Annotated in this window: 23 protein-coding genes and 1 pseudogene; 12 read left to right on the top strand and 12 right to left on the bottom strand. The window is 62.3% G+C overall.

Going from position 1 to position 26198, the window contains the following annotated elements; all coding sequences use genetic code 11:
- From I8N66_RS22920 to I8N66_RS22900, 5 genes are all read left to right on the top strand, one after another.
- On the top strand, window positions 1-1177 hold a 1177-nt coding region (locus I8N66_RS22920; protein ID WP_291158228.1), incomplete at its 5' end, for an LTA synthase family protein.
- Window positions 1178-1314: 137 nt separating this feature from the next.
- Complete coding sequence (locus I8N66_RS22915; RefSeq protein ID WP_113540106.1) at window positions 1315-1863, top strand: DUF1003 domain-containing protein; 549 nt, start codon at window positions 1315-1317, stop codon at window positions 1861-1863.
- A gap of 278 nt (window positions 1864-2141) precedes the next feature.
- Entirely contained in the window at window positions 2142-2564 is a 423-nt protein-coding gene (locus I8N66_RS22910) for a TadE/TadG family type IV pilus assembly protein (protein ID WP_113540107.1), read from the top strand.
- A 1-nt stretch (window position 2565) separates the two neighbouring features.
- Window positions 2566-4305, top strand: coding sequence for a TadG family pilus assembly protein (locus tag I8N66_RS22905; RefSeq protein ID WP_365887714.1), 1740 nt, complete (start codon window positions 2566-2568; stop codon window positions 4303-4305).
- Between the two features lie 204 nt (window positions 4306-4509).
- Window positions 4510-5418, top strand: a complete 909-nt coding sequence (locus I8N66_RS22900) for a hypothetical protein (RefSeq protein ID WP_223737943.1) — start codon at window positions 4510-4512, stop codon at window positions 5416-5418.
- Window positions 5419-5422: 4 nt separating this feature from the next.
- On the opposite strand, the gene I8N66_RS22895 is transcribed toward I8N66_RS22900, so the two are convergent.
- The 3 genes from I8N66_RS22895 to I8N66_RS22885 all read right to left on the bottom strand — a co-directional run bounded on the left by I8N66_RS22895 (window position 5423) and on the right by I8N66_RS22885 (window position 8025).
- Window positions 5423-5821, bottom strand: coding sequence for a GFA family protein (locus I8N66_RS22895; RefSeq protein WP_113540110.1), 399 nt, complete (start codon window positions 5819-5821; stop codon window positions 5423-5425).
- A 191-nt stretch (window positions 5822-6012) separates the two neighbouring features.
- Window positions 6013-7386 (bottom strand): class II 3-deoxy-7-phosphoheptulonate synthase, encoded by a 1374-nt coding sequence (locus I8N66_RS22890; protein ID WP_113540145.1) that lies wholly within the window; start codon window positions 7384-7386, stop codon window positions 6013-6015.
- A gap of 381 nt (window positions 7387-7767) precedes the next feature.
- Window positions 7768-8025, bottom strand: a complete 258-nt coding sequence (locus I8N66_RS22885; RefSeq protein WP_291158215.1) for a hypothetical protein — start codon at window positions 8023-8025, stop codon at window positions 7768-7770.
- Window positions 8026-8178: 153 nt separating this feature from the next.
- Between I8N66_RS22885 and I8N66_RS22880 the strand changes: the two genes are divergently transcribed.
- Window positions 8179-9042, top strand: coding sequence for a LysR family transcriptional regulator (locus tag I8N66_RS22880; RefSeq protein ID WP_291158212.1), 864 nt, complete (start codon window positions 8179-8181; stop codon window positions 9040-9042).
- Between the two features lie 3 nt (window positions 9043-9045).
- Here I8N66_RS22880 and gor read toward each other — a convergent pair whose 3' ends face one another.
- The 3 genes from gor to rpiA form a co-directional block, all read right to left on the bottom strand.
- Window positions 9046-10434: a glutathione-disulfide reductase gene (gene gor, locus I8N66_RS22875; RefSeq protein ID WP_291158209.1), complete on the bottom strand. Its 1389-nt coding sequence runs from the start codon at window positions 10432-10434 to the stop codon at window positions 9046-9048.
- A gap of 190 nt (window positions 10435-10624) precedes the next feature.
- Window positions 10625-11170 (bottom strand): DUF2059 domain-containing protein, encoded by a 546-nt coding sequence (locus I8N66_RS22870; RefSeq protein ID WP_113540113.1) that lies wholly within the window; start codon window positions 11168-11170, stop codon window positions 10625-10627.
- 121 nt (window positions 11171-11291) lie between these two features.
- On the bottom strand, window positions 11292-11987 hold the full coding sequence (gene rpiA / locus I8N66_RS22865; protein WP_113540114.1) for a ribose-5-phosphate isomerase RpiA: 696 nt from the start codon (window positions 11985-11987) through the stop codon (window positions 11292-11294).
- 225 nt (window positions 11988-12212) lie between these two features.
- Here rpiA and I8N66_RS22860 point away from each other — a divergent pair, with 225 nt between their 5' ends.
- On the top strand, window positions 12213-12890 hold the full coding sequence (locus tag I8N66_RS22860; RefSeq protein WP_113540115.1) for an HAD family hydrolase: 678 nt from the start codon (window positions 12213-12215) through the stop codon (window positions 12888-12890).
- Between the two features lie 49 nt (window positions 12891-12939).
- Here I8N66_RS22860 and I8N66_RS22855 read toward each other — a convergent pair whose 3' ends face one another.
- Entirely contained in the window at window positions 12940-14838 is a 1899-nt protein-coding gene (locus I8N66_RS22855; protein WP_291158204.1) for a murein L,D-transpeptidase, read from the bottom strand.
- A 480-nt stretch (window positions 14839-15318) separates the two neighbouring features.
- Between I8N66_RS22855 and fumC the strand changes: the two genes are divergently transcribed.
- Together fumC and I8N66_RS22845 are read left to right on the top strand one after the other, a co-directional pair.
- Window positions 15319-16740, top strand: a complete 1422-nt coding sequence (fumC, locus tag I8N66_RS22850; RefSeq protein WP_112770879.1) for a class II fumarate hydratase — start codon at window positions 15319-15321, stop codon at window positions 16738-16740.
- A gap of 192 nt (window positions 16741-16932) precedes the next feature.
- Window positions 16933-18003 (top strand): GGDEF domain-containing protein, encoded by a 1071-nt coding sequence (locus I8N66_RS22845; RefSeq protein WP_223727532.1) that lies wholly within the window; start codon window positions 16933-16935, stop codon window positions 18001-18003.
- Window positions 18004-18110: 107 nt separating this feature from the next.
- On the opposite strand, the gene I8N66_RS22840 is transcribed toward I8N66_RS22845, so the two are convergent.
- From I8N66_RS22840 to I8N66_RS22830, 3 genes are all read right to left on the bottom strand, one after another.
- The gene (locus tag I8N66_RS22840) at window positions 18111-18902 is read right to left on the bottom strand and encodes a M15 family metallopeptidase (protein ID WP_291158197.1); all 792 of its coding nucleotides are present in this window, start codon (window positions 18900-18902) and stop codon (window positions 18111-18113) included.
- Between the two features lie 55 nt (window positions 18903-18957).
- Complete coding sequence (locus I8N66_RS22835; protein ID WP_291158194.1) at window positions 18958-19566, bottom strand: pyridoxamine 5'-phosphate oxidase family protein; 609 nt, start codon at window positions 19564-19566, stop codon at window positions 18958-18960.
- 127 nt (window positions 19567-19693) lie between these two features.
- Complete coding sequence (locus I8N66_RS22830) at window positions 19694-20602, bottom strand: alpha/beta fold hydrolase (RefSeq protein ID WP_113540120.1); 909 nt, start codon at window positions 20600-20602, stop codon at window positions 19694-19696.
- Window positions 20603-20619: 17 nt separating this feature from the next.
- Between I8N66_RS22830 and I8N66_RS22825 the strand changes: the two genes are divergently transcribed.
- Window positions 20620-21132 (top strand): MarR family transcriptional regulator, encoded by a 513-nt coding sequence (locus I8N66_RS22825; RefSeq protein ID WP_113540121.1) that lies wholly within the window; start codon window positions 20620-20622, stop codon window positions 21130-21132.
- A 59-nt stretch (window positions 21133-21191) separates the two neighbouring features.
- Here I8N66_RS22825 and I8N66_RS22820 read toward each other — a convergent pair whose 3' ends face one another.
- Window positions 21192-21566 carry a DUF971 domain-containing protein gene (locus I8N66_RS22820; RefSeq protein WP_291158189.1) on the bottom strand — a complete coding sequence of 125 codons (375 nt, stop codon included), beginning with the start codon at window positions 21564-21566 and terminating at the stop codon, window positions 21192-21194.
- A 206-nt stretch (window positions 21567-21772) separates the two neighbouring features.
- Between I8N66_RS22820 and moaA the strand changes: the two genes are divergently transcribed.
- On the top strand, window positions 21773-22822 hold the full coding sequence (gene moaA, locus I8N66_RS22815; RefSeq protein ID WP_113540123.1) for a GTP 3',8-cyclase MoaA: 1050 nt from the start codon (window positions 21773-21775) through the stop codon (window positions 22820-22822).
- 268 nt (window positions 22823-23090) lie between these two features.
- On the opposite strand, the gene I8N66_RS22810 is transcribed toward moaA, so the two are convergent.
- Window positions 23091-25634 carry a HAMP domain-containing methyl-accepting chemotaxis protein gene (locus I8N66_RS22810; RefSeq protein ID WP_291158185.1) on the bottom strand — a complete coding sequence of 848 codons (2544 nt, stop codon included), beginning with the start codon at window positions 25632-25634 and terminating at the stop codon, window positions 23091-23093.
- Between the two features lie 452 nt (window positions 25635-26086).
- On the opposite strand from I8N66_RS22810, the pseudogene I8N66_RS37590 reads away from it, so the two are divergent.
- Window positions 26087-26198: pseudogene (locus tag I8N66_RS37590) on the top strand (EamA/RhaT family transporter); the annotation flags it as partial.

Here is a 26198-nt window from a genome sequence, read left to right as displayed (position 1 = left end):
CGACCGTATTCCGGTGAAGCCGCTTCCGGCCGGCACCTCGCATCGCGGCAAGGCCGACGTCATCGTGCTGATGAGCGAATCCTTCTGGGATCCGACCCGCCTGCCGAACGTCAAGCTGTCGCCCGATCCGATGCCGACGATCCGCGAAATGCAGTCGGGCAACGTCTTCTCGCCGGAATTCGGCGGCATGACCGCCAATGTCGAGTTCGAAGCGCTGACCGGTTTCTCGAACGCCTTCCTGCCCTACGGCAGCATTCCGTATCAGCAGTACATCCGCAACCCGATCCCGTCGCTCGCCACGTTCTTCCGCGGCGAAGGCTATGTCTCGCGCGCCATCCATCCCTTCCAGAGCTGGTTCTGGAATCGCACCGCCGTCTACAAGGCCTTCGGTTTCGACATGTTCAAGTCGGAAGAGAACATGCCGCCGATGCAGAAGCGCGGCATCTTCGCCTCGGACGAGTCGCTGACCAACGAGATCATCCGCCAGGCCGACGCGATGGACGACCCGTTCTTCTTCTTCGCCGTCACGCTGCAGGGCCATGGCCCCTATGAGGCCAACCGCTACGCGAAGAACACCATCAAGATCGAGGGCGACCTGCCCGAGGCCGACCGCCAGGTGCTCGCCACCTATGCGCAGGGCATCAAGGAAGCCGACGACAGCCTGAAGAAGCTGATGGACTGGGCCAAGAAGCGCGACCGCGAGACGGTCATCGTGCTCTTTGGCGACCACCTGCCGCCGCTGAACACCGTCTATACCAGCACCGGCTTCATGAAGGGCGTCACCGCAGAGCGTAAAGGTTCGAAGGATCAGATGAAGGCGCAGCACGAAACGCCGCTCGTCGTCTGGTCGAACAAGACAGGCCCGAAGAAGAACGTCGGCACCATCAGCCCAGCCTTCCTCTCCTACCAGATCCTCAAGCAGTCCGGCTACGAGCACCCCTACTACACCGGGTTCCTCGGCAAGGTGTACGACCAGTACCGCGTCGTCGACCGCTACATGCTGATCCGCAAGAACGGCAAGGAGGTCGCCGAGTGGTCGCGCCAGCCGAAGGTGCCGGCACTGCTGCGTGACTACCGCTTCCTGCAGCACGACATGATGTTTGGCGACCGTTTCTCGACCGACCGGTTCTTCAAGTCCCACGCCGACCTCTTCGCGAGCGCGGCCGAGACCCACTGATCCATCGAAGCCGGACCGGCTACACCTGGTCCGGCTCTCGTATTTGCGGGGCAATACCGCTTCTCGCGGACAGAAAACCGCTACGGACTTTTTCTGGAAATGCTCTAGATTTTCTCCGTCCAACCCCGGAGATCGTCATGCCGCATTTCAACAATTTCTCACAACAGCTCTTCGGCAAGCCGCTCAGCGAACTCGGCGAAATCGAGCGCCGCATACTCGCCCACGCGCGCGAGCGGCGCCCGCTGACCACCGATACCAATGCGGCTTTCGCAGCCCGGCAGACCTTCGGCGACAGGCTCGCAGACAGCATTGCCCGGGTCGGCGGCTCTTGGACCTTCATCCTTGCCTTCTGTGGCTTCCTCGTCTGCTGGGTGATCGTGAATTCGCTGCTGCTCCTGGCTGGAGCGTTCGACCCCTACCCCTATATCTTCCTCAACCTGGTGCTTTCCATGCTCGCCGCCCTGCAGGCGCCGATCATCATGATGTCGCAGAACCGCCAGGCCGAACGTGACCGCTTCGCGGCGTCCAAGGACTACGAGGTCAACCTGAAGTCCGAAGTCGAACTCATCGCCCTGCACCACAAGGTCGACGACGTATTGCTGCGCGAGATCTCGGAACTGCGCGCCGACCTTGCAACGCTCAATCGCCAGCTCGAACACTACCGGTCATCGCCCGGGCAGGACTGAACGCCCAGCCAGTCTGATCCCTGGTGCCGCCCCAAAACGGGGTATCTCAGCGGTTTTGCAGCCATCTCCGAGTTCGCTATTTCGGGGGTATGACAGGCAAAAACTCGCTTACTTTCATAAACACCAAATCAACCGTGAATACGCGTTTTGCAACATGTGCGAAAAGTATGACGATTCAACAACTTATCGGAGTATGAGAAAATTAATATTTGAGGACCATCGTGTAGGTGCAGGGACATTTGAAAAACACAGCAACGTGGGTACGCGGAGATGCTGCAATGTCCAACTTCAAGCGCCTTACAGGCCGCCAAGATGGCGCCGCTGCAATCGAATTTGCAATCATAGCGCCACTCTTCTTCCTTTGCGTGCTGACCTTGATCGCCTACGGCGTCTACCTCAGCACAGCCCATTCCATCCAGCAAATCGCCGCAGATGCCGCGCGTACGGCCATCGCCGGACTATCGGAAAACGAGCGTGAACGCCTCGCGACCGACTACATCCGGCGCACGACGATGGATCAGGCCTTCATCAAATCCTCGCACATGACCGTCACCGTCAAGGCCGACGCCAACAACGCCAACCAGTTCACGGTGCGGATCAAATACGACGCCGCCGACCTCCCGATCTTTAACCTTTTCACATTCGCCATGCCGAGTAGCCAGATAGAGCGCTTTGCAACCATAAGGGTCGGAGGGGTCTGAGATGTCGTGGAATTCAACGCGCTTGCCTGCATTGCTCCGATCACGAGACGCCAATGTGGGAATCTCCGCTGCCCTTGTCATGCCATTGGTCGTCACCTCCATGGCACTTGGCATCGACTACGGCTATCTGACTGTCCAAAAGCGGGAGATGCAGTCGACGGTCGACCTGGCCGCGATTGCTGCAGCGGCCAACATCTCGTCCGCCGAAAAGGCCGTCCTCAACCACTTCTCCAACAATGGCCTCAACTACGCAGTCGCAACGCCAAGCGGCTTGATGACGGCGGATGGCAAGGTGCTGCCATTGAGCGATGTCGGCACGGGAAAGGTCGACGGCGTCGCCACACTGACGCGCGGTCGCTACGTCCCCGACCCTTCGGTCGATGCCGGACAGCGCTTCATCAAGGACGCCACGCCGACCGACGCCGTGCAGGTTCTGCTGGAAAAGAAAGGCAAGATCTTCCTTGCCTCCATCTTCAGTGCGCCACCGGATCTCAACGTCGTCGGTACGGCCGCCAGTTCCAAGATTGCCGCGTTCTCCGTCGGCTCACGCCTCGCCAGCCTGAACGACGGGTTGCTGAACTCGATCCTCGGCCAGATGCTCGGGACCACCGTCTCTCTCAAGATCATGGACTATGAGGCACTCATCAACGCCGACATCGACGTCCAGCCGTTCCTGAAGGTCGTCGCGACAAAACTCAACCTGACGGCCGCCTCCTACGAGGACGTGCTGAAGGCCAACCTGACCATACCGCAGCTACTCTCCTCGATGCGGCTCGTGCAGGGCCTGTCGGGCACCGTGACGGCCGCACTGAAGAGCATCGAGCTTTCGACAGCCGGCAACAGGAAGACCGTTACACTGGCGCAAATCCTCAATCTCGACCCGAAAAAGAGCCTGCAGGTCGATGCCGGCTCCGACTGGGTGATGAAGGTCGGCGCGCTGCAACTCGTCTCTGCGGCTGCCGCAATTGCCAATGGCGAAAACCAGATCGCGCTCAACGCCGTGACCGGGCTTCCCGGCATCGCCTCTGCCAAGGTCAAGCTCGCGATCGCCGAACCACCGGTGGAGACGCCAAGCCATCGGCTCGCAACACCGGGTGCAGCGGTGCGCACCGCGCAAACCCGCCTCGCCGTCGAAGTCAACGTCGATGGCCTTGCGGCCCTTGCCGGCATTCACATCCGGCTGCCGATCTATGTCGAACTCGCCTATGCCGAAGCGAAGCTTGCCGACATTCGCTGTTATGGCGGCACACCTGATAATGCAGCGGTCAGCGTGGACGCGGTACCCGGCGTAGCCGAGATTGCCATCGGCGACGTCGACCCGACCGTACTCTCCAACTTCTCGTCCGATGCCCGCGTGCAAAGAGCCCGCCTCGTCGATGCCCTCGTCGTCAAGATCGATGCGCTCGCTCATGTGGAGGCGCAGAACCTCAAGGCCTCGCGCCTGAGCTTCAGCCCATCCGAGATTGCGGCTCGATCGATCAAGAGCGTTTCCACGAAGGATATTCTCACCTCAACGACCCAGACGCTGCTGAACAAGCTCGACCTCAACATCCAGGTCCTGTTCCTCACGCTCGGCAGCCCCACGATCATCCAGCAGGCGCTGGCCCAGACCCTGGGCTCCGTCACCAAGCCGGTCGACGACCTGCTCTACAACCTGCTCCTGCTGGTCGGCGTCCGGGTCGGCGAGGCCGATGTGCGCGTCACCGGCGTCAAGTGCCAGCCGCCAGTTCTGGTTCAGTGATCGGGTTCAGTTGTACGTAAGGGGCGCCTGACGGTGGGAGGTCAGGCGCCCCTTTTGAACAAAATCGGTTGTTCGCACGTTATGGGCAGGCTAATCCTGCTATAAGGGGTAAGGCTGAAGGCGGTTGGCGACCGGGCAACTTGAAAAATCAAGAATCGGGCGAGCCGCGCAAGCATCGGGGGGTGTGCGCAGCAAATGCGTGTCGTGGCAGAGCATGAAGGCGTTGTACCGGCTGGTGCACTTGCCTTCACCGCAGAAGATTTTCGCAATCATCCGAACTTCCGGGCGATCCTTCAGGCGAGCGCGCGGGATCTCATGTCGGTGTTCGACATCTTCCCGCGGGTTGCCCGTCTCGTCGCCTCTCACCAGAAGTGGACGCTGAGCCAGGCTGTCTACACGCTGCATCTCGAGCGCGACCCGGGCAATCCGGAAACCGGCATCACGACTGCGCGCCTCCTGAAATTCATGCACGAAATGGGCGGCGCCAGCCGCAACACCGCTGCGGCCTTCATCGCCGAACTGCTGACCTACAAGCTGCTGCGCGATACGGATGGCGGCCGCGCCAAGAAGAAGGTGCGCCCGCTTGAGCCGACCGAAATCAGCGAAGGGGCGATGCTGCGCTGGTTCATGAGCCAGATGGGCACACTCGACCGCTTCGACGGCAAGGGCCGCCTTCAGCGCGTCGAAGCCGACCGGACTGTCTTTGAGCGCGCCCAGCCGATCGCGACCCGCCTCCTGCTGACTGATCAGCGGTGGAGCGAACCACCGGAAGCTGTGGCCGCCTTCGTCTGGACCGAATGCGGCGGCCTGCTGCTGGACGATCTGATGTCACGGCCAGACAGCCTGGAACCGGTCGATGGCAAGGTCTGGCTCGAAGCGAGCCTCTCGGAACTCGCCACGCACTACATGATCTCGAACACGCATATCAGGCGCATTTTCACCCGTGCTCAGGATGCGGGCCTCATCGGCCGCGCGGGCGAGGGCCAGCGCGGGCTGTTCTGGCTAGGCGAACGCCTGATCGACGAATATTGTCAGTGGCAATCGGTCAAGATGGCCGGCCTTGCCAATGGCTTCGAACAGGCGGTCCGGCAGGCAAAGACCGCGCCGGAGTGATCGCTCAACTGCGCCCAGCCGCATATTTCGGCAAGTCGTCGCTGATCTCGTAGAAGTCGCCCTGATCGTCGCAGAAGATATGATAGCCGGCCTTGAGCGCAGTCGGCTTCTCGAAGGAGCCGGCGAGGATCGAGGTGTAGTCCAGCCGATCCGCCTTCCAGAACAGGGCTGAGCCGCAATGCCGGCAAAAGCCGCGGCTGGCGCTCTCGCTCGCCCGGTACCAGGTGAGGTTCTCCGTCCCCTCCACCTCGAGATCCGCGTCCTGAACATTGGTCGCGGCATAGTAGAGGCCGGTCTGCTTCCGGCACTGGCCGCAATGGCAATAGATCAGCTCGCGCAACTCGCCACGCGCGGTAAAGCGCACTGCCCCGCAAAGACAGCTTCCCTTGTGAACGTCCGGCATTGTCCTCCCCCCAAAGCGAAAGTCGTGGTGCATCACCCTGTCATGAGGTCGATCCGGCGGCACGATCACGCGCGGCGTATCCTGCTCCAGACACGAAAATGCCGGGCCAGCTTCCAGAGCCGGCCCGGCATTGTCAAATTCAAAACTCCCAAACGATGTTCAGAAAACCTGAACGATGCCAGGGATTTAGATCAGCCGTTGACGACCATCTTCTTCTCGTCGCGACCGCCCTTCATGCGTTCGGCGAGCAGGAACGCGAGCTCCAGCGCCTGGTCCGCATTGAGGCGCGGATCGCAATGGGTGTGGTAACGGTCGGCAAGATCGTCGCCGGAAAGCGCACGTGCACCACCCGTGCATTCCGTCACGTCGTTGCCGGTCATCTCGATGTGGATGCCGCCCGGATGCGTGCCTTCGGCGCGGTGGATCTGGAAGAAGCTCTCGACTTCCGACAGGATCCGCTCGAACGGGCGGGTCTTGTAGTTGTTGAGCGTGATCGTGTTGCCGTGCATCGGATCGCAGGACCAGACGACCTTCTTGCCTTCGCGCTCGACCGCACGGATGAGGCGCGGCAGATGCTCGGCTACCTTGTCATGGCCGAAGCGGCAGATGAGCGTCAGGCGGCCGGCTTCGTTGGCCGGGTTCAGAAGATCGATCAGCTCCAGCAGGCCATCGGCCGTCAGCGACGGACCGCACTTCAGGCCGAGCGGGTTCTTGATGCCGCGGCAATATTCGATATGCGCATGGTCGGGCTGGCGGGTACGATCGCCGATCCAGATCATGTGGCCAGAGGTGGCGTACCAGTCGCCCGAGGTCGAGTCGACGCGGGTCAGGGCCTGCTCGTAGCCAAGCAGCAGCGCCTCATGGCTGGTAAAGAAATCGGTCTCGCGCAGGCTCGGATGGTTCTCCGAGGTGATGCCGATCGCCTTCATGAAGTCCATGGTCTCGGAAATCCGGTCGGCGAGCTTGCGGTAGCGCTCGGCCTGCGGGCTGTCCTTGACGAAGCCGAGCATCCACTGGTGCACGTTGTCGAGGTTGGCATAGCCACCCATCGCGAAGGCGCGCAGAAGGTTCAGCGTCGCGGCCGACTGGCGGTAAGCCATGATCTGGCGTTCCGGGTTCGGAATGCGCGCTTCCTCGGTGAACTCGATGCCGTTGATGATGTCGCCACGGTAGGACGGCAGCGTTACATCGCCCTGCTTCTCGACACCCGACGAGCGCGGCTTGGCGAACTGCCCGGCGATACGGCCAACCTTGACCACCGGCTGCTGCGCGCCGAACGTCAGAACGACGGCCATCTGCAGGAAGGCACGGAAGAAGTCGCGGATCGTGTCGGCGCCGTGCTCGGCGAAGCTTTCGGCGCAGTCGCCGCCCTGCAGCAGGAAGCCGCGGCCTTCGGCAACATTGGCAAGGGCGCTCTTCAGACGGCGCGCTTCACCCGCAAACACCAGCGGCGGATACTTCGCGAGGCGCGCTTCGGTCGCCTCAAGCGCTGCCAGGTCCGGATAGTCCGGCACCTGCTGGATGGGTTTTTGCCGCCAGCTGTTTGGAGTCCAAGTCTGTGCCATTTCGATCACCTGTTGTCTGCCGCGGTTCTGTCCGCGCGGGTCGCGCCCTGACGGCCGAAGGTGGCCGCCCGGTATTCGGAAATTTCACTCACATCCGCGTGCCCTGCCCCGGACGCTGAGCCCGGCCTCGTGCCCACCCAAGGCGGAAACGCCGCGGAATGCGGGCTTATAGACGTTAAGGAAACGCTTGGAAAGCCATCCTACCAGAATTCATTGCTTTGCAGCATGCATGGGGCGCAAGGATATGTCCGGCGAGCGCACAATCCTGAAAGTCAGAGCCCATATATCGAAAGAACTATGCGCGGTTTCAATGAGATAGCGGCGTCAGCACGCCTCGACAGTAGCTGTGTGGCGGCGCTACGGAGATAGGCAACAGTCCGTTCACCGATCGTGTCCGAAGGCCCGCGGCCCGCAGCGGCAGGCCGTCGCCTCCCAGTGCGCGCCTGCCGGCGTCGCAGCTGGACGCGTCGGGTGAGCCTCCGGCCTCAGCCGACGAGACAGCAGGAACGAGAAGATCGGCAGCACCCAGTGCAGGCCGCGCCATTCCGGTCCGTCAAGCGGATCATCCAGGCCGTTGCGTTTCTCGCGGCGGCGTTCGTGTCGCAGAACCGTCCACATGACCGCCCAATGTTCAAGCATGGTCTCGCCTCCTTTGCCTTGAGACACCGGGAGACCTAATGTCTGGGCGCGAAGCGTTGTAGGCGCACCGCTGAAAGGCGTCTTTCATCGGTGAACGGAAGCCAACGCGGACAACCCGCGTTACTACGAGACAGTGACCGCCATGGAGTGCTTATGGCCGAGGCAGCATGGAACGATTTGAAACTGTTCTATCACGTTGCGACCGAGGGCGGGTTGAGCGGCGCGGCCACGCGGACAGGCTTGAGCGCGCCAACCATCGGCCGTCGCATGCTCGCGCTCGAGCGCACGACCGGCAGGGTGCTCTTCATACGCAGCCAGCAGGGTTACCGCCTTGCCCACGACGGCCAGATCCTGTTCGAACATGTCCGTGCCATGCAGAATGCCGCCGAGAACATCTCCGATTGGCACCGCGATGCTTTTGCGCTGCCGATCGTGTCGGTCGCAAGCGACGCCTGGGTCTCAGGCTTCGTCGCCGATCATTCAACGGACATCCGGGCCTGGGGCGACGGCTTTCGCTTCTGCTGCAAGCACGTAGGTCACGGTTTCGACCTGACCTTCCGGGAGGCGGACGTCGCCGTGCTGCACGAACAGCCCCGCTCCGGCAACGTGGCGGTGCGCCGCTCGGTGAACATCGCCTATGCCGTCTATCGCGCCGGCAACATGCCGGAGCGTGACGACTTTCCCTGGATATCGATTGGCACCGAAGTTGCCGGCTCGCCGGCGGAGAGATGGGTCTTTGAAAACCGCGAGCAGCAGATCCACACCTGGACCGACAGCCCCGCCCTGCTCGTGCGGCTGATCCGCAATGGCGCTGGGCGCGGCGTGCTGCCTGCCTTTATCGGCGACGGTGATCCGCTCCTGCAGCGCGAAAGCGGACTGATCGACGGCCTGACGCATCCGTTGTGGATCGCGGCAAACGACGACGACCGCCGCCGCCCGGAAGTCCGGACGGTCATCGATCGCCTCGCCGATCTCTTCAAGCGCGAGGAAGCGCGGTTTGCAGGCGCATCCGCCTGAAGGTCAGACCCGCTCGCCCTTGCGGATGCGATAGGACGGCGAATACATCGTCACCAGTTCTTCCGCCGCCGTCGGATGCACCGCCATCGTCCTGTCGAAATCGTCCTTGGTGCAGCCGGCCTTCAGCGAGATGCCGAGCAGCTGCGCCATCTCGCCGGCGTCATGGCCAAGGATATGCGCACCGAGCACCTTGCGGTCGGCGGCATTGACGATCAGCTTCATGATCATTTTTTCCTTACGGCCCGAAAGCGTCGCCTTCATCGGCCGGAATTCGGCGCGATACACTTCCAACTCGTCGAAGCGGCGCGCCGCCTCTTCTTCCGTCAGGCCGACGGTGCCGATTTCCGGCTGCGAGAAGACGGCAGTGGCGATCAGGTCGTGATCCGGTGACACCGGATTGTTCTTGTATTCGGTCTCGATGAAGCACATGGCTTCGTGGATCGCAACCGGCGTCAGTTGCACCCGGTCGGTGACGTCACCAAGCGCGTAGATGCCGGCAGCGCTGGTGCGCGAAAATGCGTCGACGACAATCGCGCCGCGCTCGTCCGTGTTGACGCCGACTGCCTCAAGGCCCAGCCCCTTGGTGTTCGGCACGCGGCCGAGCGCCAGCATCACCTGGTCGACGACGAGATCGCCGTGCTTCATGGCGTGTGCGACGCGCTTGCCGTCGGCATCGAGGGTGACCGACTGGATGATGTCTTCGCAGAGGATGCGAATGCCCTTCTCCTCCATCGCCACATGCAGCCCGCGACGCAAATCCTGATCGAAGCGCGAGAGAATTTCCTTGCCGCGATAGATCAGCGTCGTCTCGACGCCGAGGCCGTGGAAGACATTGGCGAATTCGACGGCGATGTAGCCGCCGCCGGCGATCAGGATCGATTTCGGCAGTTCTGCGAGATCGAATGCTTCGTTCGACGAAATGCAGTGCTCGTGTCCCGGCAGCGCGTCATGCGGCGTCGGATGCCCGCCGACGGCGATCACGATGCGTTCGGCCGTCACGGTCTTGCCGCTGTCGAGCAGGCGAACCGTGTTCGGGCCGACGAGCTCGGCGCGCGTGTGCAGGATTTCGGCGCCCGCATTGTTCAGGCCCTTCTGGTAGAGCCCTTCGAGCCGGGTGATTTCCTGCTCCTTGGCAGCGACCAGCTTCTTCCAGTCGAATGTGCTCTCGCCGACCGACCAGCCGAAGCCGGCGGCGTCTTCGAAATGCTCAGAGAACTGCGACGCATAGACATAGAGCTTCTTCGGCACGCAGCCACGGATGACGCAGGTGCCGCCGTAGCGAAACTCTTCCGCGATCGCCACCTTCTTGCCGAGGCTCGCCGCCAGGCGCCCGCTTCTGACACCGCCGGACCCGCCACCGATTACGAAGAGGTCATAGTCGAACGCGGGCATGGGCAGTCTCCTGAAAGCAAGCGGGTCGGAATGGCGAAATGGAAGGCTTGCCGAACGATCGCGCGTTCGGCAAGCATTAGCGGCCAGCCGAAGGCCGCGCCGCAGGCACATATAGTGGTGCCACCGGCCAAAAGAAAAGCCCGGATCTCTCCGGGCTCCTCGAAACGTGATGAATGCCGCTGGCGCGCGATTATTGCGCCGGTGCCTGGACTGCGCCTTCGGCGGCCGGCTGCGTGCTGCCGACCTTGTCGTCGAGCGACTTGGTGGCTTCCTGGGTCAGATCGCGCGAAACGCCCGAGGCCCAGATGTCGGCGGCCTTCAGCAGTTCACGCGAGGCGATCGGACCGTCGTTCAGGAGCTTCTTGCCCGCAGCGGAACCGTAGAATTCCGTGATGGCGTTCAGCTCTTCCAGCGTAAAGGTCTTGGCATAGATCGTCGCGGCTTCGTTCTCGAGGTCCGCACGACGCGCGGCAAGAGCCAGCGCCTTGTCGTCGACCGTCGCAGTGATCAGTTCCTGATGGTTGGGCGAAGCCTGGATCAGGGTGTTCTTCAGCCGTTCAGCAAGGTTTGGCAGAATGTTGTCGAAGCTGTTGGTCACGCCGAGCGCTGCGATCGTCGCGCGCGCCGCCTTGATCTGCTCTTCGGAGACGTCCTGGGCCTGCACCGCCGGTACAGATGCGGAAAGCAGAACCGCGGTGGCAGCGAAAGTGCGGACAAGACCTGCGAGTTTGTTCATTTTTACCCTTGCTCCTGTGTTTGTCGCATGCTGCCCGGGCGATTGCCGCCGCCAGGCTCGCATGTATGGAAACCTGTTGTCTTTACCGCTCCCAGCCCAGTGTGGGCTGTCGGGAACCGGGTCAGGACGCAGTCAGAATGCGTGCCTTTTCCGGCCCTGCAATGATTGCCAGCGACGCGATATTGATGAAAAGCCCGTGCTCGACGACGCCGGGAATGGCATTCAGCTCTCCCGCGAGCGCATCTGCATCAGGAATACGGCCAAAAGATGCATCGAGAATGAGGTGTCCACCGTCGGTCTTGAAGGCGCCGTCATGCGATTGGCGCACGGCGATTTCGCCGGAAAGGCCGAGGCGCGAAGCGACTTTCTCGATCGCGATCCGCGTTGCCACCTGGCCGAAGGGATTGACCTCAATCGGCAGTTTGAAGGCGCCGAGAACGTCAACCACCTTCGATTCGTCGGCGATCACGATCATTCGCTGCGAAGCGCTTGCGACGATCTTTTCGCGCAGCAGTGCCCCGCCGCCGCCCTTGATCAGGCGAAGTTGGCCGTCGACCTCGTCGGCGCCGTCGATCGTCAGGTCAAGTTCCGGCAGCTCGTCGAGCGACTTCAGCGAAACGCCGAGCTCGAGGCAGAGCCGGGCCGTGCGCTCCGAGGTGGGAACACCTTCGATGCGGAAGCCCGCGGCGACCTTCTCGGCCAGCAGCCGGACGAATTCCTCCGCCGTGGAGCCGGTCCCGATGCCAAGACGCATGCCGTCTTCGACATATTCCAGAGCCGCAGCCGCGGCTTTGATTTTCATTTCGCGGGCGTCCATGCGCCAGTCGCTCCCTTGTAACTCCGACAGAGGCCTTTGCTGCAAACAGCGAACGACCTGCCCGTTTTCCGCTGAGACACTTACACGCCCGGCGACGCAAACAAAAGTCAAAATGAAATTGCCGCTAAGGAATCCGTAGCGCTTGCAACGTGCACGCCCCATTGCATTTGCCCATCACTTCGCCTACCCGAACGGCAACGTTTCCGGTGCCATGAGGTTTTTTCGGTGTCATCTCCCACAGTCGTCTTCGATCTCGATGGAACGCTCGTCGATACCGCGCCAGACCTGGTCGCGAGCCTCAACCATGCAGTAACTCAGGCCGGCATCGCGCCGGTCGGCTACGCCGATCTCACCCATCTTGTCGGGCATGGCGCGCGCGCCATGATCGAGCGCACCTTCGCACTTCGGCAAAAGCCCCTCGCTGAAGACGTGCTGGAATGGCAGCTCAAGGAGTTCGTCGATTTCTACCACGGCTCGATGCCCGGCGATTCGCTGCCCTATCCGGGGCTCGTCGACGCGCTCGACCGCCTCTCCGGCGCCGGCTTCAAGCTGGCGGTCTGCACCAACAAGCCTGAAAAGCTGGCAACGCGCCTGCTCGAACGCCTCGGGCTGATCGAACGCTTCGCCGCAATCTCGGGCGGCGATACCTTTGAAGTGCGCAAGCCGAATGCCGAGCACCTGCTGAGAACAGTCACCAATGCCGGCGGCAAGGCCGAGCGCTCGGTCATGGTTGGCGACAGCCTCAACGACATCCTGGTCGCGCGCAACGCCGCGGTACCCTCGATCGCGGTTCCCTTCGGCTATTCGGACGTCCCGGTCGAAAGCCTCGAGCCGACCAAGATCATCGGTCACTTCGACGAACTGACGCCGGACCTGGTCTCGGCACTGCTCGAAACCCGGTAACAGAACAGAAAAAAGGCCGCTCGAAGCGGCCTTTTCTTTTTCGTCTACCTTAGCCTTCGGCCCTGCGGGCGCCCCGCGTCGCATCAAAGGCGCGGTTCATGTACATGTCGCGCTCGTAGACGTCGTTGAAATATTCGACGACGCCGTCCTTGTTCGGCCAGGCCGTGAAGTAGGCGACATAGACCGGCACCTTCACCGGAACCTGCAGCGCCTTGTTGCGGCCGCCGGCGATCTCCTTGCCGACATCCTCGACACTCGTTCCAAGCACCGCCGCCGCCATCCGACGCGGGTCGGCAAGCCGCACGCAGCCGTGGCTGAGCGCGCGGTTGTCGCGCTTGAAGAAGCTCTTCGAGGGCGTGTCGTGCATGTAGATCGCATGTGCGTTCGGGAACAGGATCTTCAACTCACCAAGCGCATTGTCGCTGCTCGGCGGCTGGCGCACTGCAACCGAAGCGGTCGAGCCGTTCCAGTTGACCGATGCGGAAGGAACCGGCCGGCCGCCGACCTCCACCTGATAACCCATGCGATCGAGATAGTTCGGGTCGCTGCGGAGCTTCGGCAGCATCTCGTTGACGATGATCGACTGCGGCACGCCCCAGTACGGATTGACCTCGACGGTCTGGATCTCGTCCTGGAAGAAGTAGGTCTGGTTCGTCTTCGAGCCGACGACGACACGCATCGAGAACTGCTCGGCACCCTTGTCGGTATAGGTGGCCGTGAAGGCCGGCTGATTGATGAAGACGTAGCGATCGCCAAGCCCGTCCGGCAGCCAGCGCGCCTGCTCCATGGCAATCTCGAGCTTGTTGATCTTGTTCGCCACGCTGTCGCCGCCCGTCAGCAGGCGCACCGACGCCTGGCCGACGACGCCGTCAGCCTTCAGCCCGTGTTCCTTCTGGAAGGCTTCGACCACGGTTACCAGTTCCGGCGTGTATTCCGGCGTTCCCTGGTACGCCGCAAGAACCGTCGCGTGTTCGGCCTTCAGCGCTTCTGATCCGCGCAGGCGGATGCCGGCAATCACGTTGGCAAGCTCAGGATTGCTCTGGCCCGGTTTCAACAGCGTGTCCGGCGCGATCTCGACGCGCTGTTCGGCGCCCGTCTCCGCCCGCAGCTTCTCCAACGCGACGGAGAGTGCGGCAAACTGAGCGCTCTTCGGATTCTGGTCGTTGAGAAGCTTGGCGACATCTTCGCTCGCCGACAGCTTGTCGAGAAGCGGCGCGAGTTCGACCGTCTTGCGCTTGAAGTCGTGGTAGCCGGAAATCTTGTTGGGATCGATACGGCCACGCACGGTGTCCTGTGCGTAGGTCAACGTCGCGGCCGACAGCGAGATCTCGAACTGCAGCAGTTCCTTTTCGCGGGCGATCATGTCGCCGCGATCGAAGGTGTCCGACGGAACGTTGACGGCGTAGTCCTGCGGGTCGAGGCCGACCTTGGCGGCGTCGGCGAGAACGGCAATCGCCGCCTTCGCCTTGGCATTCACTCCTTCGGCGCCAATCCAGATGTAATCCATGCGGGCGCCGTAGTGGGCCTCGACCGCCTTGGCGACGTCGCCCGAGGCACGCACGTTGATGCCGGGAAGGAACTGCCGCGCATCGGCCAGCGGCATACGCAGCATCGGCGGCAACGCGTCGTTGCGAACGGAACCGGTGACGACGGGATCGAGCAGCTTGTCGGTGGCGATCCGGCGCAGCGCCTCGGCCTTGTAGGTGTAGTACTTCGGTCCGGTGACCTTCGGCAGCGGCTTGGCAACCATGTTCTGCTGCGGGTCGATCATCCCGCCCACGCCTGGGAGCGGCTGGGCAGGCTGGGTCTGTTCGGCGGAATCAGATTTCTTTCTGCCCGCCCGGATGAAATCGCCAAGCGAAAAGGCCGAAGCCGGCCGCGCATCCATGGTCGCGATCGCACAGCCGCTCATGAGCGCCACAATCGCTGCCGTCTTAATTACTCTCATATGAAACTACGTCCCCGTATCGCGTTGTCGCCGAATTCGGCTGAAGCCAGATTCTCGCCACGCCCTCGTGCACCGAAAGTTATAGAAAAGGATGGTGAATGAAAAGGAAACGCGCCCACGAACATCGACCTTGAATCTCCTTCTGCGCCCCAACAAACGCCTCGATTCCATAACGTTCGAAGGGGGATAAAAATTTGATCCATATGGGTTTTATTTCAGCATGAGGTGATAGGCCGGCATCAGCAGCCGATCGGCGCCCGAAAAGAACGCCCCCGCTGTGACCGAAACATCACAACGGCTGCGGGGGCCGGAAGCACGCGAATCACGTTCGCCGCCGAGCCGCCTTGTTGCACTGCAACGTTTCAAACGATTGTAGCATGGCAAGCCGTGCCGCGCCCCTTTACAAGCTTCGGCGGGCGGGGCAGAGAGAGGCCCGGCACCCTGGGGAGCTTGCGCCATCCGGCCCCTCACCCAGGCTTCATGAACCGCATGATCAAGGCAGGTATCACGATGACATCGACGCGCACGGAAACAGATACGTTCGGCCCCATCGAAGTGGCAAACGACCGCTATTGGGGCGCCCAGGCCCAGCGCTCGCTTGGCAATTTCAAGATCGGTTGGGAAAAGCAGCCTGCCTCGATCGTCCGGGCGCTCGGCATCGTCAAGCAGGCTGCCGCCCGCACCAACCAGGCGCTTGGCCGTCTGGATTCGACCGTTGCCGATGCCATCGTCAAGGCATCGCAGGAAGTGATCGATGGCAAGCTGAACGACCATTTCCCGCTCGTCGTGTGGCAGACCGGCTCGGGCACCCAGTCCAACATGAATGCCAACGAGGTCATTTCGAACCGCGCCATCGAGCTACTCGGCGGCGTCATGGGCTCGAAGAAGCCGGTGCATCCGAACGACCACGTCAACATGAGCCAGTCGTCCAACGACACCTATCCGACGGCCATGCACATCGCCTGCGCCGAGCGCGTCATTCATGACCTGCTGCCGGCACTGAAGCATCTGCACAAGGCGCTGGAAGCCAAGGTCAAGGCGTTCGACCACATCATCAAGATCGGCCGCACCCACACCCAGGACGCAACCCCGCTGACCCTCGGCCAGGAATTCTCCGGCTATGCAGCCCAGGTCGCCTCCTCGATCAAGCGCATCGAGATGACGCTGCCGGGCCTCTGCGAACTCGCCCAGGGCGGCACGGCCGTCGGTACCGGCCTCAACGCACCCGTCGGCTTTGCCGAGAAGGTCGCCGAAGAGATCGCCAAGATCACCGGCATCGCCTTCACTACGGCGCCGAACAAGTTCGAAGCACTCGCCGCCCATGATTCCATGGTCTTCAGCCATGGCGCGATCAATGCGACGGCCGCAGCCCTCTTCAAGATCGCCAACGACATCCGCTTCCTCGGCTCCGGCCCGCGCTCGGGCCTCGGCGAACTCTCGCTGCCGGAAAACGAGCCCGGCTCGTCGATCATGCCCGGCAAGGTCAACCCGACCCAGTGCGAAGCGCTGACCCAGGTCTGCGTGCAGGTCTTCGGCAACCACGCAGCGCTGACCTTCGCCGGTAGCCAGGGCCATTTCGAGCTCAACGTCTTCAACCCGCTGATGGCCTACAACTTCCTGCAGTCGGTTCAGTTGCTCGCCGATGCGGCCGTATCCTTCACCGACAACTGCGTCGTCGGCATCGAAGCGCGTGAAGACAACATCAAGGCAGCGCTCGACCGCTCGCTGATGCTCGTCACCGCGCTCGCTCCGAAGATCGGCTACGACAACGCAGCCAAGATCGCCAAGACCGCGCACAAGAACGGCACGACGCTTCGCGAAGAAGCCGTCGGCGGTGGCTACGTCACGAACGAAGAGTTCGACGCGGTCGTGCGCCCGGAAACGATGATCAGCCCGGCCTGATCCGTTTTGATACACCACGGCGCTTTAACGGCGCCGTGGCCCACAGGCCGAAAACGCAGGGAACGATCGGCGTGAACAACCGCAGTCGATCGAATTGCGGTTCGCGGCGGCGGCAAATATTAAGACTTCGCAAATCATTTGCCCCTAAAAATCATAACCCGTAAGCAGTGATTAATATTAGGGGGTTTGCACATGCAAACGGCAAACTCGGGCAAAACGCAAACGCCCGATATCGCAGCGCAGGTAACCCATGCCATGCGCATGATGGGTGTCGCGCCCATCCCCCGCAACTACGAACTCTATTACGAAGCCTATCTCGGCTCCAATCCGCAGCTCTCCAAGGAGCTCGCGGCACTCGGCAGCCGCGCGACCCAGGAAGAGCTGGATGCGATCGGCGCGCAGTACTTCAGCCATATCCACCGCTCGAACGGCATCGAGCGCGCCCATACCACGCTTGCGGCCAAGCTTGCCGAACTGGTGACACTGTTGCGCGACGAACAATACGCGCTCGAGAACTACAACAAGGTTCTCGATGAGGCCTATGTCAACATCGTCAGCAAGAGCGCATCGAGCGCCGATATCCTGCGCCACGCGATCGGCATCCTGACCGAGGCGACCGCCGAGACGATGAGCCAGGGCAAGGAGCGTGTCGAGACCGTCGTTCAGAAGTCCTTCGAGATGGAGGTCATCCGGCAGGAACTCGACGAGTACAAGCGCATCGCCAACACGGATTCGCTGACGCGTCTGGCCAACCGCCGCGCCTTCGACGACAATCTGGCGGCCGTGTACAACAATGAGCACCTGAGAAACTACACAGGCCTGCTCGTTGCCGACATCGACCATTTCAAGAAGGTCAACGACACCTTCGGCCATCCGGTTGGCGACAAGATTCTCGCGACCGTCGGCGGCGTGCTTCGCGCCAACCTGCGCCGCGAGGCTTTCGTGGCCCGCACCGGCGGCGAAGAGTTCGCCATCATCCTTGGCGACAGCACCCAGGAAGAATGCCTCCAGATCGCCGATCGCATCCGCACGGTTCTCGCGGCAACGCCCTTCCGGAACTCAAAGACCGGGGTCAATTACGGCCCCATCACGCTCTCCGTCGGTGTCTGCATGGCGACGGCGGCCGACGATCCGGTGGATCTCTACAACAAGGCGGATATCGCGCTTTATTCGGCCAAGAATGGCGGGCGCAACAAGACCGTTCTCTTTGAAGACGGCATGCGCAAGGAATCCGGTCGCAACTGGCTGATCTATCGACGCTGAGCCACGGACCACGCCTTTCGATAAGACCGACATTAAGCGCCCCTCCCGGGCGCTTTTTTGTTGTCGATGCCTCGGAGAAGGTCGCCTAAATGTTCAGCGGCAGCCGGCTAGCGGCCGCAGGCATCCGCGCCCGCCGCCCGCGCGATCGCGATCATTTCCGGCCGATACTCGAAATGCATCGTGTCGAAGTGGTACCAGCGTCCGCCCCAGATGAAGCCGTGTTTCTCGAAGATCTCGACAATCGCGAGCGGATAGCGGTTGCGATAGCCCTGCGCACCCTTGCCTTTCGCGGTCCAGCGCCAGTAATCCGCAAAACCCGTGTCGAGATCGATAGCCGCGCCGAAGCTGTGGACCGAGAGCGTGGTAGCGCCGGCAATCGGCCGCCAGTTGAAGGTGCCGGCGCTTGGGCTGAGATAGCGCTTAAGTGCGGCATGGTGCGAGAGCTCCGCAGCCACGGCCTTCAGCGCCGCCGCCGTTCCGTGCCTCCTCGCCACCGGCAGCCGTTGGCCGAACCAGTCGACGGTAACGAGATCCCGCCGGACGGCAGCAGCGCTACCACCGTAGAGCCGTTTCAGCAGTGCTTCGCTGCGGATCCGCCCGGGGTCGAAATCGACAGCTGGAGATGGTGCACAGGCGCCCAGCGGATAGATCTGCGACAGGCTGTCCTCGATATCCGCCGCGGCCAGCTTCTCGGCATGGCTCTTCTTCCTGCCATCGTCGATAACAACAGGGGGGCCGCCATCCCGAAGTACCAGACCGCTACCATCGATCCGCTCGATCGCATCCGGGTAGGCTGCAGCCAGCAGACCGAGCTTCTCCGATAACGACAGCTCGGCGGCTACAGCCTTGCCGGCCAGGAGAACGAGCAGGAGTGCACCTGTCAGAGCTTGCTGCCGCACCCTCGCCTCCAGCCCTTGTGCGTCGCTGACAGTGACGGTCAGCCCGGACGGCAGCCTACCACATGGTCTTGGCGGCGCGCTCCGGCCATTCGCGATCGTAGGTGTCGCGATCGAAATCCGCCTTGGCGGCCTTCAGCAGCGTGCCGGGCGTCGGCAGCGATGCTGGATCGAGGAAACGTTCGGGGTTCCAGAGCTGTGCCCGCATCACCGCGCGAGCGCACTGGAAATAGACCTCGCCGATCGTCACGACGATGACGCTGCGCGGATGTTTGCCGTCGACCTCGAAGCTGCCGGTAAGCACCTGATCGATGCTGAGGACGGCGGTACCAATGATACGCATCGTCGTATTCGAACCGGGGATCAGGAACATCAGCGCCACGCGCGGATCGCGCACGATGTTGGCGAGCGAATCGACGCGGTTGTTGCCGCGCCAGTCGGGAAGCAACACCGTCCTGTCATCGGCGATCCGAACCACGCAGTCGTCGTCACCGCGCGGCGAACAGTCGAGCCCCTCCGGCCCGACGGTCGCGAGCGCGCAGAAGGGCGAAGCTTCGATCATCAGCCGATACCCCGCCGTCAGCGTCTTGGTGACCTTTGCCACCGAAGCTTCGCTGACACCGCCGTAGAGCGCGTTGAGTTCCTCGACCGAGGTGATGACCGACATGCCGTCCTCCAATACCGAAAGATCTCCGGATCATGGCAGGGCGCGGATTGCGCGGGGGTTCCGGAGGCTAATGCGACCCTTTCGACCGATAGCATGACAGTCTGATGACGGCAGCAACGAAAAAGTGTCAGGCGGCGGCTTTTTGATCTTCCGCGTGTATGAAGGCATTGATCCGCGTGATCACCGGTGCGGCCGAAACGATGCGCCGGTGGCCAAAACCGTTTGCCCAGTGCATCTCGACATTCGGCCCGGCTGCCGCATAACGGCGCGCGTGGTCGGCCGAGACTTCCTTGTCGTCCTCCGCATGGATGATGAGCGTCGGCACGGCGCGCGCCTGGATCACGTGCGCAGCATCGAAATCCTGAAGGCGTCGGCCGGAGAGACGCTCGACAACACCTTCGAAGGCCACCTGTGCCTTCGGCGACAGACGAAGAATTTTCCCGAAACCTTTGAAAAGCCAGGTCATCTCGCTCGGTGCACCGATCAGCACCAGCTTCTTCGGGATATGGCTGTGTACGTCGCAGACGATGCCGCCGGCAGCGCAAGCCAGGCTACCGCCGCCGAAGGAGTGGCCGACACAAACGTCGAAATTGCCGAAGTGCCGCCAGGCGGCATCGATCGCCCTCACCGCGGCCGGCATGGTGAGCGTGCGCCCGGGCGAGCCGCCATGGCCCGGCCAGTCGAGCGTCACCACCTCGGCGCCGCCCTTGACCAGACCGTCGATCATCGCCGCCAGATAGTCGCTGCGTGATCCCCAACCGTGCACGAGGAGAATGCGCTTGGTGTTGGCGGCCTCGCGCGGCGCCGCGAACCGGCGCGCCAGCACCCAGCCGCCGGCATAGGAAAGCGTCACCGGCTGGCCCCTGGCGATCACCGGGGCGGCAGCCGCAAGCGCCGCCTTTTCCTTGGCGTTCTTCGGCTTTCTGCCGGGCGTGAGGGTGAACAGCCTGAAAGCGAGCCGCCCGGCCGCCTCGGGTGAAAACGCATCGACGCCTTTCAGCGCGTGGCGGATGACCTTGATCGCAAAGGATGCCATAGTGGGAATCTCTTATTATGTTCAATGCTGAACATAATTGTACAACGTTGAACAAAAATCAAGTGACGAGCGAACACCATTTTCCTTGGGATCATCCCCGTTTCCGCAGTTGGATCGCCGTGGCGCGTGCGTGCCAGCTCATGCAGCAGACCTTGACGCGCGAGATCGCCCACCTCGACATCAAGCCGCCGCATCTCGACATCCTGATCAACCTGTATCGGTTCGATGGCATCTCGCAGCAGGAACTGGCCCGCAAGCTGCTGGTCGGCCGCTCCAACATGAGCATGCTGCTGCCGCAACTGGAAAAGCGCGGGCTGATCCTGCGCCGTGGAGACGAAAAGGATAAGCGCGTGCTGCGTCTGTCGCTGACGCCGGAAGGCCGCACGCTGACCGAAGCCGCCATGGAGATCCACACGGGGCTTATCGAAAAATCGATGGTGGGCGCACCGATCGAGGAATGCATGATCGTCGCCCAATCCATGGAGCGACTGATCGGCATCCTGCTCAAGGAAGAAGACGAACTGGCCTGACGACTGGAACCTGAATGCTTCGCCTTTGCGCGGCTAAGAGAGCGCGCGGTCCCCGGCGGTCAGCGTGGCTTCTCGCCCTTATCCCGCGACATGCCCTTGTCAGCGAGTTCCTGTTCGTAGGTTGCGAACAGCTCTGCGCCCTTCTCACCCAGTTCCCGCAGATAGCTCCAGGTGAAGATGCCGGTGTCGTGAAAATCGTCGAAGCCGATGCGCACCGCATAGTTGCCGGTCGGCTGCATCGAAATGATCTGCACATTACGCTTTCCGGGCACCGTGACCCGCTGGCCAGGCCCATGGCCCTGCACTTCGGCGGACGGCGAAAGCACGCGCAGCATCTCCGCCGAGAGATCGAAGGAAGTGCCATCGTTGAAGGTGACGACGAGCCGATGGCGATCCTTGGAGACGCGCAGCTCCGTCGGCCAGATTTCACTCATGTTGCCTGCTCCTGTTTCTGGGCTGCAAAGGCAGTGCCTTGTTTCGCCGCTTATTTCACCTTCAAACCGATTCCGGCCCAAGGATAAAGTGACGCATTGCCCTGCGGCGCGAATTACCCTTCTGATCCGATCAACACTTTGCGACAGTATGCGCCTTGACGCGACCATTCTCAGCAACGACATTGAAAGGGCTGGGAGAAAGACGCTTGAACACAGCCACGATAGACAGGATCGGCGCACGACCGATCGAGCAGAGAGCCGCTCCGATGATCGACCCCTTCGGACGGGCGATCACGTATCTGCGCGTATCCGTCACGGACCGCTGCGATTTCCGCTGCACCTATTGCATGGCGGAGCACATGACCTTCCTCCCGAAGAAGGATCTGCTGACGCTCGAAGAATTGCAGCGGCTCTGTTCCGCCTTCATCGAAAAGGGCGTGCGCAAGCTGCGTCTCACCGGCGGCGAACCGCTGGTGCGCAAGAACATCATGTTTCTGGTGCGCGAACTCGGCAAGGAGATCGAGGCCGGCCGCCTCGATGAGCTGACGCTGACGACCAACGGCTCGCAGCTCGCGAAATATGCCTCCGAGCTCGCTGACTGCGGCGTCAAGCGCATCAATGTTTCGCTCGATACGCTCGATCCGGCAAAGTTCCATCAGATCACCCGCTGGGGCGAACTCTCCAAGGTCATGGAAGGGATAGAGGCCGCCCAGGCCGCCGGCCTCAAGATCAAGATCAATGCCGTGGCGCTGAAGGGCTTCAACGACGCCGAGATCCCAGATCTCATGCGCTGGGCCCATGCCCGCGGCATGGACCTGACGCTGATCGAAACCATGCCGATGGGCGAGATCGAAGAAGACCGCACCGACCACTACATGCCGCTCTCGGAGATGCGCCGGCAGCTGGAAGAACAGTTCACCTTCTCGGACATTCCCTATCGCACCGGCGGCCCTGCCCGCTATCTCGAGGTTGCGGAGACCGGCGGCCGGCTCGGGCTGATTACGCCGATGACGCATAATTTCTGCGAGAGCTGCAACCGCGTCCGCCTCACCTGCACCGGCACACTCTACATGTGCCTCGGCCAGAACGATGCGGCAGACCTGCGCACGGCGTTGCGCGCCTCCGAAGACGACGCCTATCTCAGCCAGGTGATCGACGAGGCGATCGGCCGCAAGCCGAAGGGCCACGACTTCATCATCGACCGCGAGCACAACCGCCCGGCCGTTGCCCGCCACATGAGCGTCACCGGCGGCTGATCTTCCAATTTCCTGAACAAGATGGCTTGCCGGCAGGCGGCCCCTCTTCCGCCTGCCGGCATCTTCTCCCTCATCGGGGGAGAAGCGTGAGGAGAAATCTTCGTCCCCCTCACGGTATTCGCGTGGATATCCCGAGAGCCCGGTCGCGACCGCGGCGGAGATCGAGGATCTCCCGCGGCAGGCATCTTTCCGCTTGTAGCTACGGTCACGGAAGGGAAGCCATCCGGGCCGACAACCAAGGTCCGCCAGCCCGGATGCAGAGTGACGTTCAAGCCGCGTAGCTGCGACGGCCCTGCGACTGTGCGCCGATACCATCGGTACCGGTGCGGAAGCGCTCGATCTTCTCGTTGAGCATTTCCACCTGCCGGCGCAGGCCGTGGATCTCAGCGGTGTTCTCTTCAACCATCGCCGCATTCTGCTGGGTGATCAGTTCGACTTCGTGCACGGCCGAGTTCACCTCGTTGAGGCCGGTATACTGATCAGCGGCCGATGCCTCGATGTTGCTGACGAGATCGTGGATGGTGGTGATGTGGCTGTTGATGACGGTGAGCGCATCACCGGTCTCCTGCACGAGCGCCACACCGCTTCTCACCTGGGCCGAGCTTTCGGAGATCAAGCCCTTGATCTCGCGGGCAGCCCCTGCGCAGCGCTGGGCAAGCTCGCGCACTTCCTGGGCCACCACGGCAAAGCCGCGTCCGGCCTCGCCAGCCCGCGCCGCCTCGACGCCGGCATTCAGCGCCAGGAGGTTGGTCTGGAAGGCAATCTCGTCGATGACGCCGATGATCGTGCTGATCTTTTCCGAGGAACGGTTGATCTCCGCCATCGCGTCGATCGCCTTGGCGACCACCTGGCCTGAATGCTTGGCGTAGGAATTGGTCTCGCCGACGGAGACGGTCGTCTTGCGCGCGCTTTCCGCGGTGGTCCGGACGATCTCCGTCAGTTGCCGAAGCGCCCGCGAGCTTTCCTCAAGGGCTGCCGCCTGCTGCTCGGTGCGCCGGGCCAGGTCGTCGGCAGAGGCCGAAAGATTGCCGGTGCCGCCGGTGATCTCGCCGGTGACGACACGCACGTCGGCAAGCGTTGCGCGCAGCGCCTCGACGGCGTTGTTATAGGTGCGCGCCATGATCACGTAGTCGGCCGGCAGGTCTTCCGCCATGCCTTCCTCGAGGTTGCCGTCGGCCAAGGCGGCGAGAACGTCCGAAAGGGCATTCAACGCCTGCATCTGCTCAGCCTCGACCCGGGCGCGTTCGGCCGCGCGGCGTGCTTCCTCTTCGGCCGAAAGTGCACGTGCCGCTTCCGCCTCGCGCCCCAGCCGCACGTTTTCGACCGCATTGTCGCGGAAGACGGCAACCGAGCGCACCATGTCGCCGATCTCGTCGCCGCGGTTGCGGCCCTCAATGGCGACGTCGAGATCGCCGCTGGCAAGCCGCGTCATCGTTTCCGTCACGCGCTTCAACGGGCCACGCAGGGTTTCGACCAGCATCAGGCCACCGATGATGGCGAGCAGCGTACCGGCAATCATCGCGACGATCGAGACGTCGGCCGAGCGCTGGCTGTCGACCTTGCCGGCCTCCTGCGCGCTGCTGACGAAGCTTTCGAGTGTCGTGCTGGCGGTGGCGACAAGCACCGAGGCTTCTGCCTTGGCGGCCTGCCAACGACCGCCGACGTCGATCAGGGCCGCGGTGCCGTTGTCGATGTTGTCGAGCGAAGGCCCGAGATTCGCAGGAAGATCACGGAGCGCTGCGTTCTTGCCGCCGAGTTCTCCGAGCTTGACCGCCGTTTCGCGAACTGCCTGGATGTCGGCCATGATCGGCTCGCGGCCGGCCGCATCGAGCTTGCGGTGCAGCTCGCTGATATGCAACCGGGCGCTGTCGAGCCCCTTGAAGGTATCGCCCATCAGCGCGATCAGGGTCTTCAACTGTGAAATCTCGGCGTCCATGCCGACGAAGCGCTTGGCGGCCGTATCCGAGTTCTTGGCCGCTTCCTTGGCGAAATCCGCCTCGTATTTCGAGAACTTGCTGAGGATCGGCACGAGCGCGTTCTTCTTCGCCTCGTTGTCTTCGGCACCGGCAAGGATCGCCTGAACCTTGAGCGCCTGATCCTTCACTTCCGAAATCGGTGCCTGCACCTTTTCCGAGGCGATCTTTTCGGCCTCATCGATCTGTTTCAGGAGGTGCGGCAGCAACTTGTTCGCCTGGTCGATCTTGGCGTCGGGGTTAACGGCCATGGTCACCGGCAGGCGAAACTTCTTGATGCGCTCGGCAAGACCCTGATAGGCGGCGGCATCGAAGAGCAGCGCCTTGGCGAAGGCTTCCTTCTCGCCGGATTCCTTGCGGATGATGTCGATCTGCTTGTAGGCACCGTTGCCCTTTTCGGTCATGTCGGCGAGCGCCGCTTCCAGCGATGCCGTCACTTGGTCTCGTTCGAGCTTGGTCGCCCAGAGCTTGTCCGTCTGGCTGCGCATCGCATCACCAAGCGCCAGCACCGAGGCGATCTCCGCCTTGTCCTGATCACGTGTCAGCAAGCCGTCAAGCGCCTTCACGCCGCTTTCCTGCTCGTCGATCTGGCTCGACAAAGCAGTCCGCGTTTCATCGCTCGGCGCATCCGAAAATGCCTGCAGCGCACTGCGCAGCGCCTGGAAATCCGAGAGATTGTTGATGGTTTCCCGCGTCACGGTCATGTGACCGTTGAGCGTGCGGGCCGTGAAGAAGCCAATGAGACCAATACCGGCGATCAACGCCACCAGTGGAACCACGAAGAGCAGAACCTTGGTGACGATCCGCAAGCGTTGCAGCAGGCGATCGATGAAAGACATTGCGCACCCCTGATTATTCTTATGGGAAGCAGGCCCGCGCGGCGGCTTTTCTTGGTGGAAACACCGATGGAACGCTTGCCATAGGCTCTCCCAGGCCTTGGGCAGACATCCCTGGAATGGCCACCCTGCAAGGTTTACTGCGGTGCCACCCCGCCGATCGCGTCATGCGAATGGATGCGGAATTACGGCGACGATAGGCAGCGAAACTTAAGATTCCGCGAATAAGCTTATGTTCGCCGGCGGTGCTTTACCCGCCGGCCGCAGTCTTCCGGGCAATTGAAGCGCCCGCGGCGGACCGTTCTACTTGCGCCGAAAGAAAAACCGCTGTCGCGTGCGAACCCGTTTGCACAAGCCGGCAGCCAATGCTTAAACATTAGGCGATCCATCCCGTGGATTCGCCTCCCCATTCGTCGATAGCGTAATCCGCTTTCCGGCGCCGCAGGACAGCAAGCATGCAAGCCTCCCCCAACGTCCGTGGCATACTGTTCATGTGCCTGGCGATGGTCACGCTCTCCTGCAACGATGCCCTGGTCAAATCTGTCACGGGCGCGATGAATGTGGGCC

Source organism: Ensifer sp. SSB1 (genome assembly GCF_016652895.1).
In the GTDB taxonomy this organism is placed as follows: Bacteria; Pseudomonadota; Alphaproteobacteria; order Rhizobiales; family Rhizobiaceae; genus Ensifer.
This window is presented reverse-complemented; position numbering and strand designations above follow the sequence as displayed.

Bases quoted from the DNA above. Each gene is read 5' to 3' on its own strand.
- I8N66_RS22915 (WP_113540106.1), top strand. From the start codon at position 1,315: ATGCCGCATTTCAACAATTTCTCACAACAGCTCTTCGGCAAGCCGCTC.
- I8N66_RS22910 (WP_113540107.1), top strand. From the start codon at position 2,142: ATGTCCAACTTCAAGCGCCTTACAGGCCGCCAAGATGGCGCCGCTGCA.
- I8N66_RS22905 (WP_365887714.1), top strand. From the start codon at position 2,566: ATGTCGTGGAATTCAACGCGCTTGCCTGCATTGCTCCGATCACGAGAC.
- I8N66_RS22895 (WP_113540110.1), bottom strand. From the start codon at position 5,821: ATGCCGGACGTTCACAAGGGAAGCTGTCTTTGCGGGGCAGTGCGCTTT.
- I8N66_RS22890 (WP_113540145.1), bottom strand. From the start codon at position 7,386: ATGGCACAGACTTGGACTCCAAACAGCTGGCGGCAAAAACCCATCCAG.
- I8N66_RS22885 (WP_291158215.1), bottom strand. From the start codon at position 8,025: ATGCTTGAACATTGGGCGGTCATGTGGACGGTTCTGCGACACGAACGC.
- I8N66_RS22880 (WP_291158212.1), top strand. From the start codon at position 8,179: ATGGCCGAGGCAGCATGGAACGATTTGAAACTGTTCTATCACGTTGCG.
- gor (WP_291158209.1), bottom strand. From the start codon at position 10,434: ATGCCCGCGTTCGACTATGACCTCTTCGTAATCGGTGGCGGGTCCGGC.
- I8N66_RS22870 (WP_113540113.1), bottom strand. From the start codon at position 11,170: ATGAACAAACTCGCAGGTCTTGTCCGCACTTTCGCTGCCACCGCGGTT.
- rpiA (WP_113540114.1), bottom strand. From the start codon at position 11,987: ATGGACGCCCGCGAAATGAAAATCAAAGCCGCGGCTGCGGCTCTGGAA.
- I8N66_RS22855 (WP_291158204.1), bottom strand. From the start codon at position 14,838: ATGAGAGTAATTAAGACGGCAGCGATTGTGGCGCTCATGAGCGGCTGT.
- fumC (WP_112770879.1), top strand. From the start codon at position 15,319: ATGAACCGCATGATCAAGGCAGGTATCACGATGACATCGACGCGCACG.
- I8N66_RS22845 (WP_223727532.1), top strand. From the start codon at position 16,933: ATGCAAACGGCAAACTCGGGCAAAACGCAAACGCCCGATATCGCAGCG.
- I8N66_RS22835 (WP_291158194.1), bottom strand. From the start codon at position 19,566: ATGTCGGTCATCACCTCGGTCGAGGAACTCAACGCGCTCTACGGCGGT.
- I8N66_RS22830 (WP_113540120.1), bottom strand. From the start codon at position 20,602: ATGGCATCCTTTGCGATCAAGGTCATCCGCCACGCGCTGAAAGGCGTC.
- I8N66_RS22825 (WP_113540121.1), top strand. From the start codon at position 20,620: ATGTTCAATGCTGAACATAATTGTACAACGTTGAACAAAAATCAAGTG.
- I8N66_RS22820 (WP_291158189.1), bottom strand. From the start codon at position 21,566: ATGAGTGAAATCTGGCCGACGGAGCTGCGCGTCTCCAAGGATCGCCAT.
- I8N66_RS22810 (WP_291158185.1), bottom strand. From the start codon at position 25,634: ATGTCTTTCATCGATCGCCTGCTGCAACGCTTGCGGATCGTCACCAAG.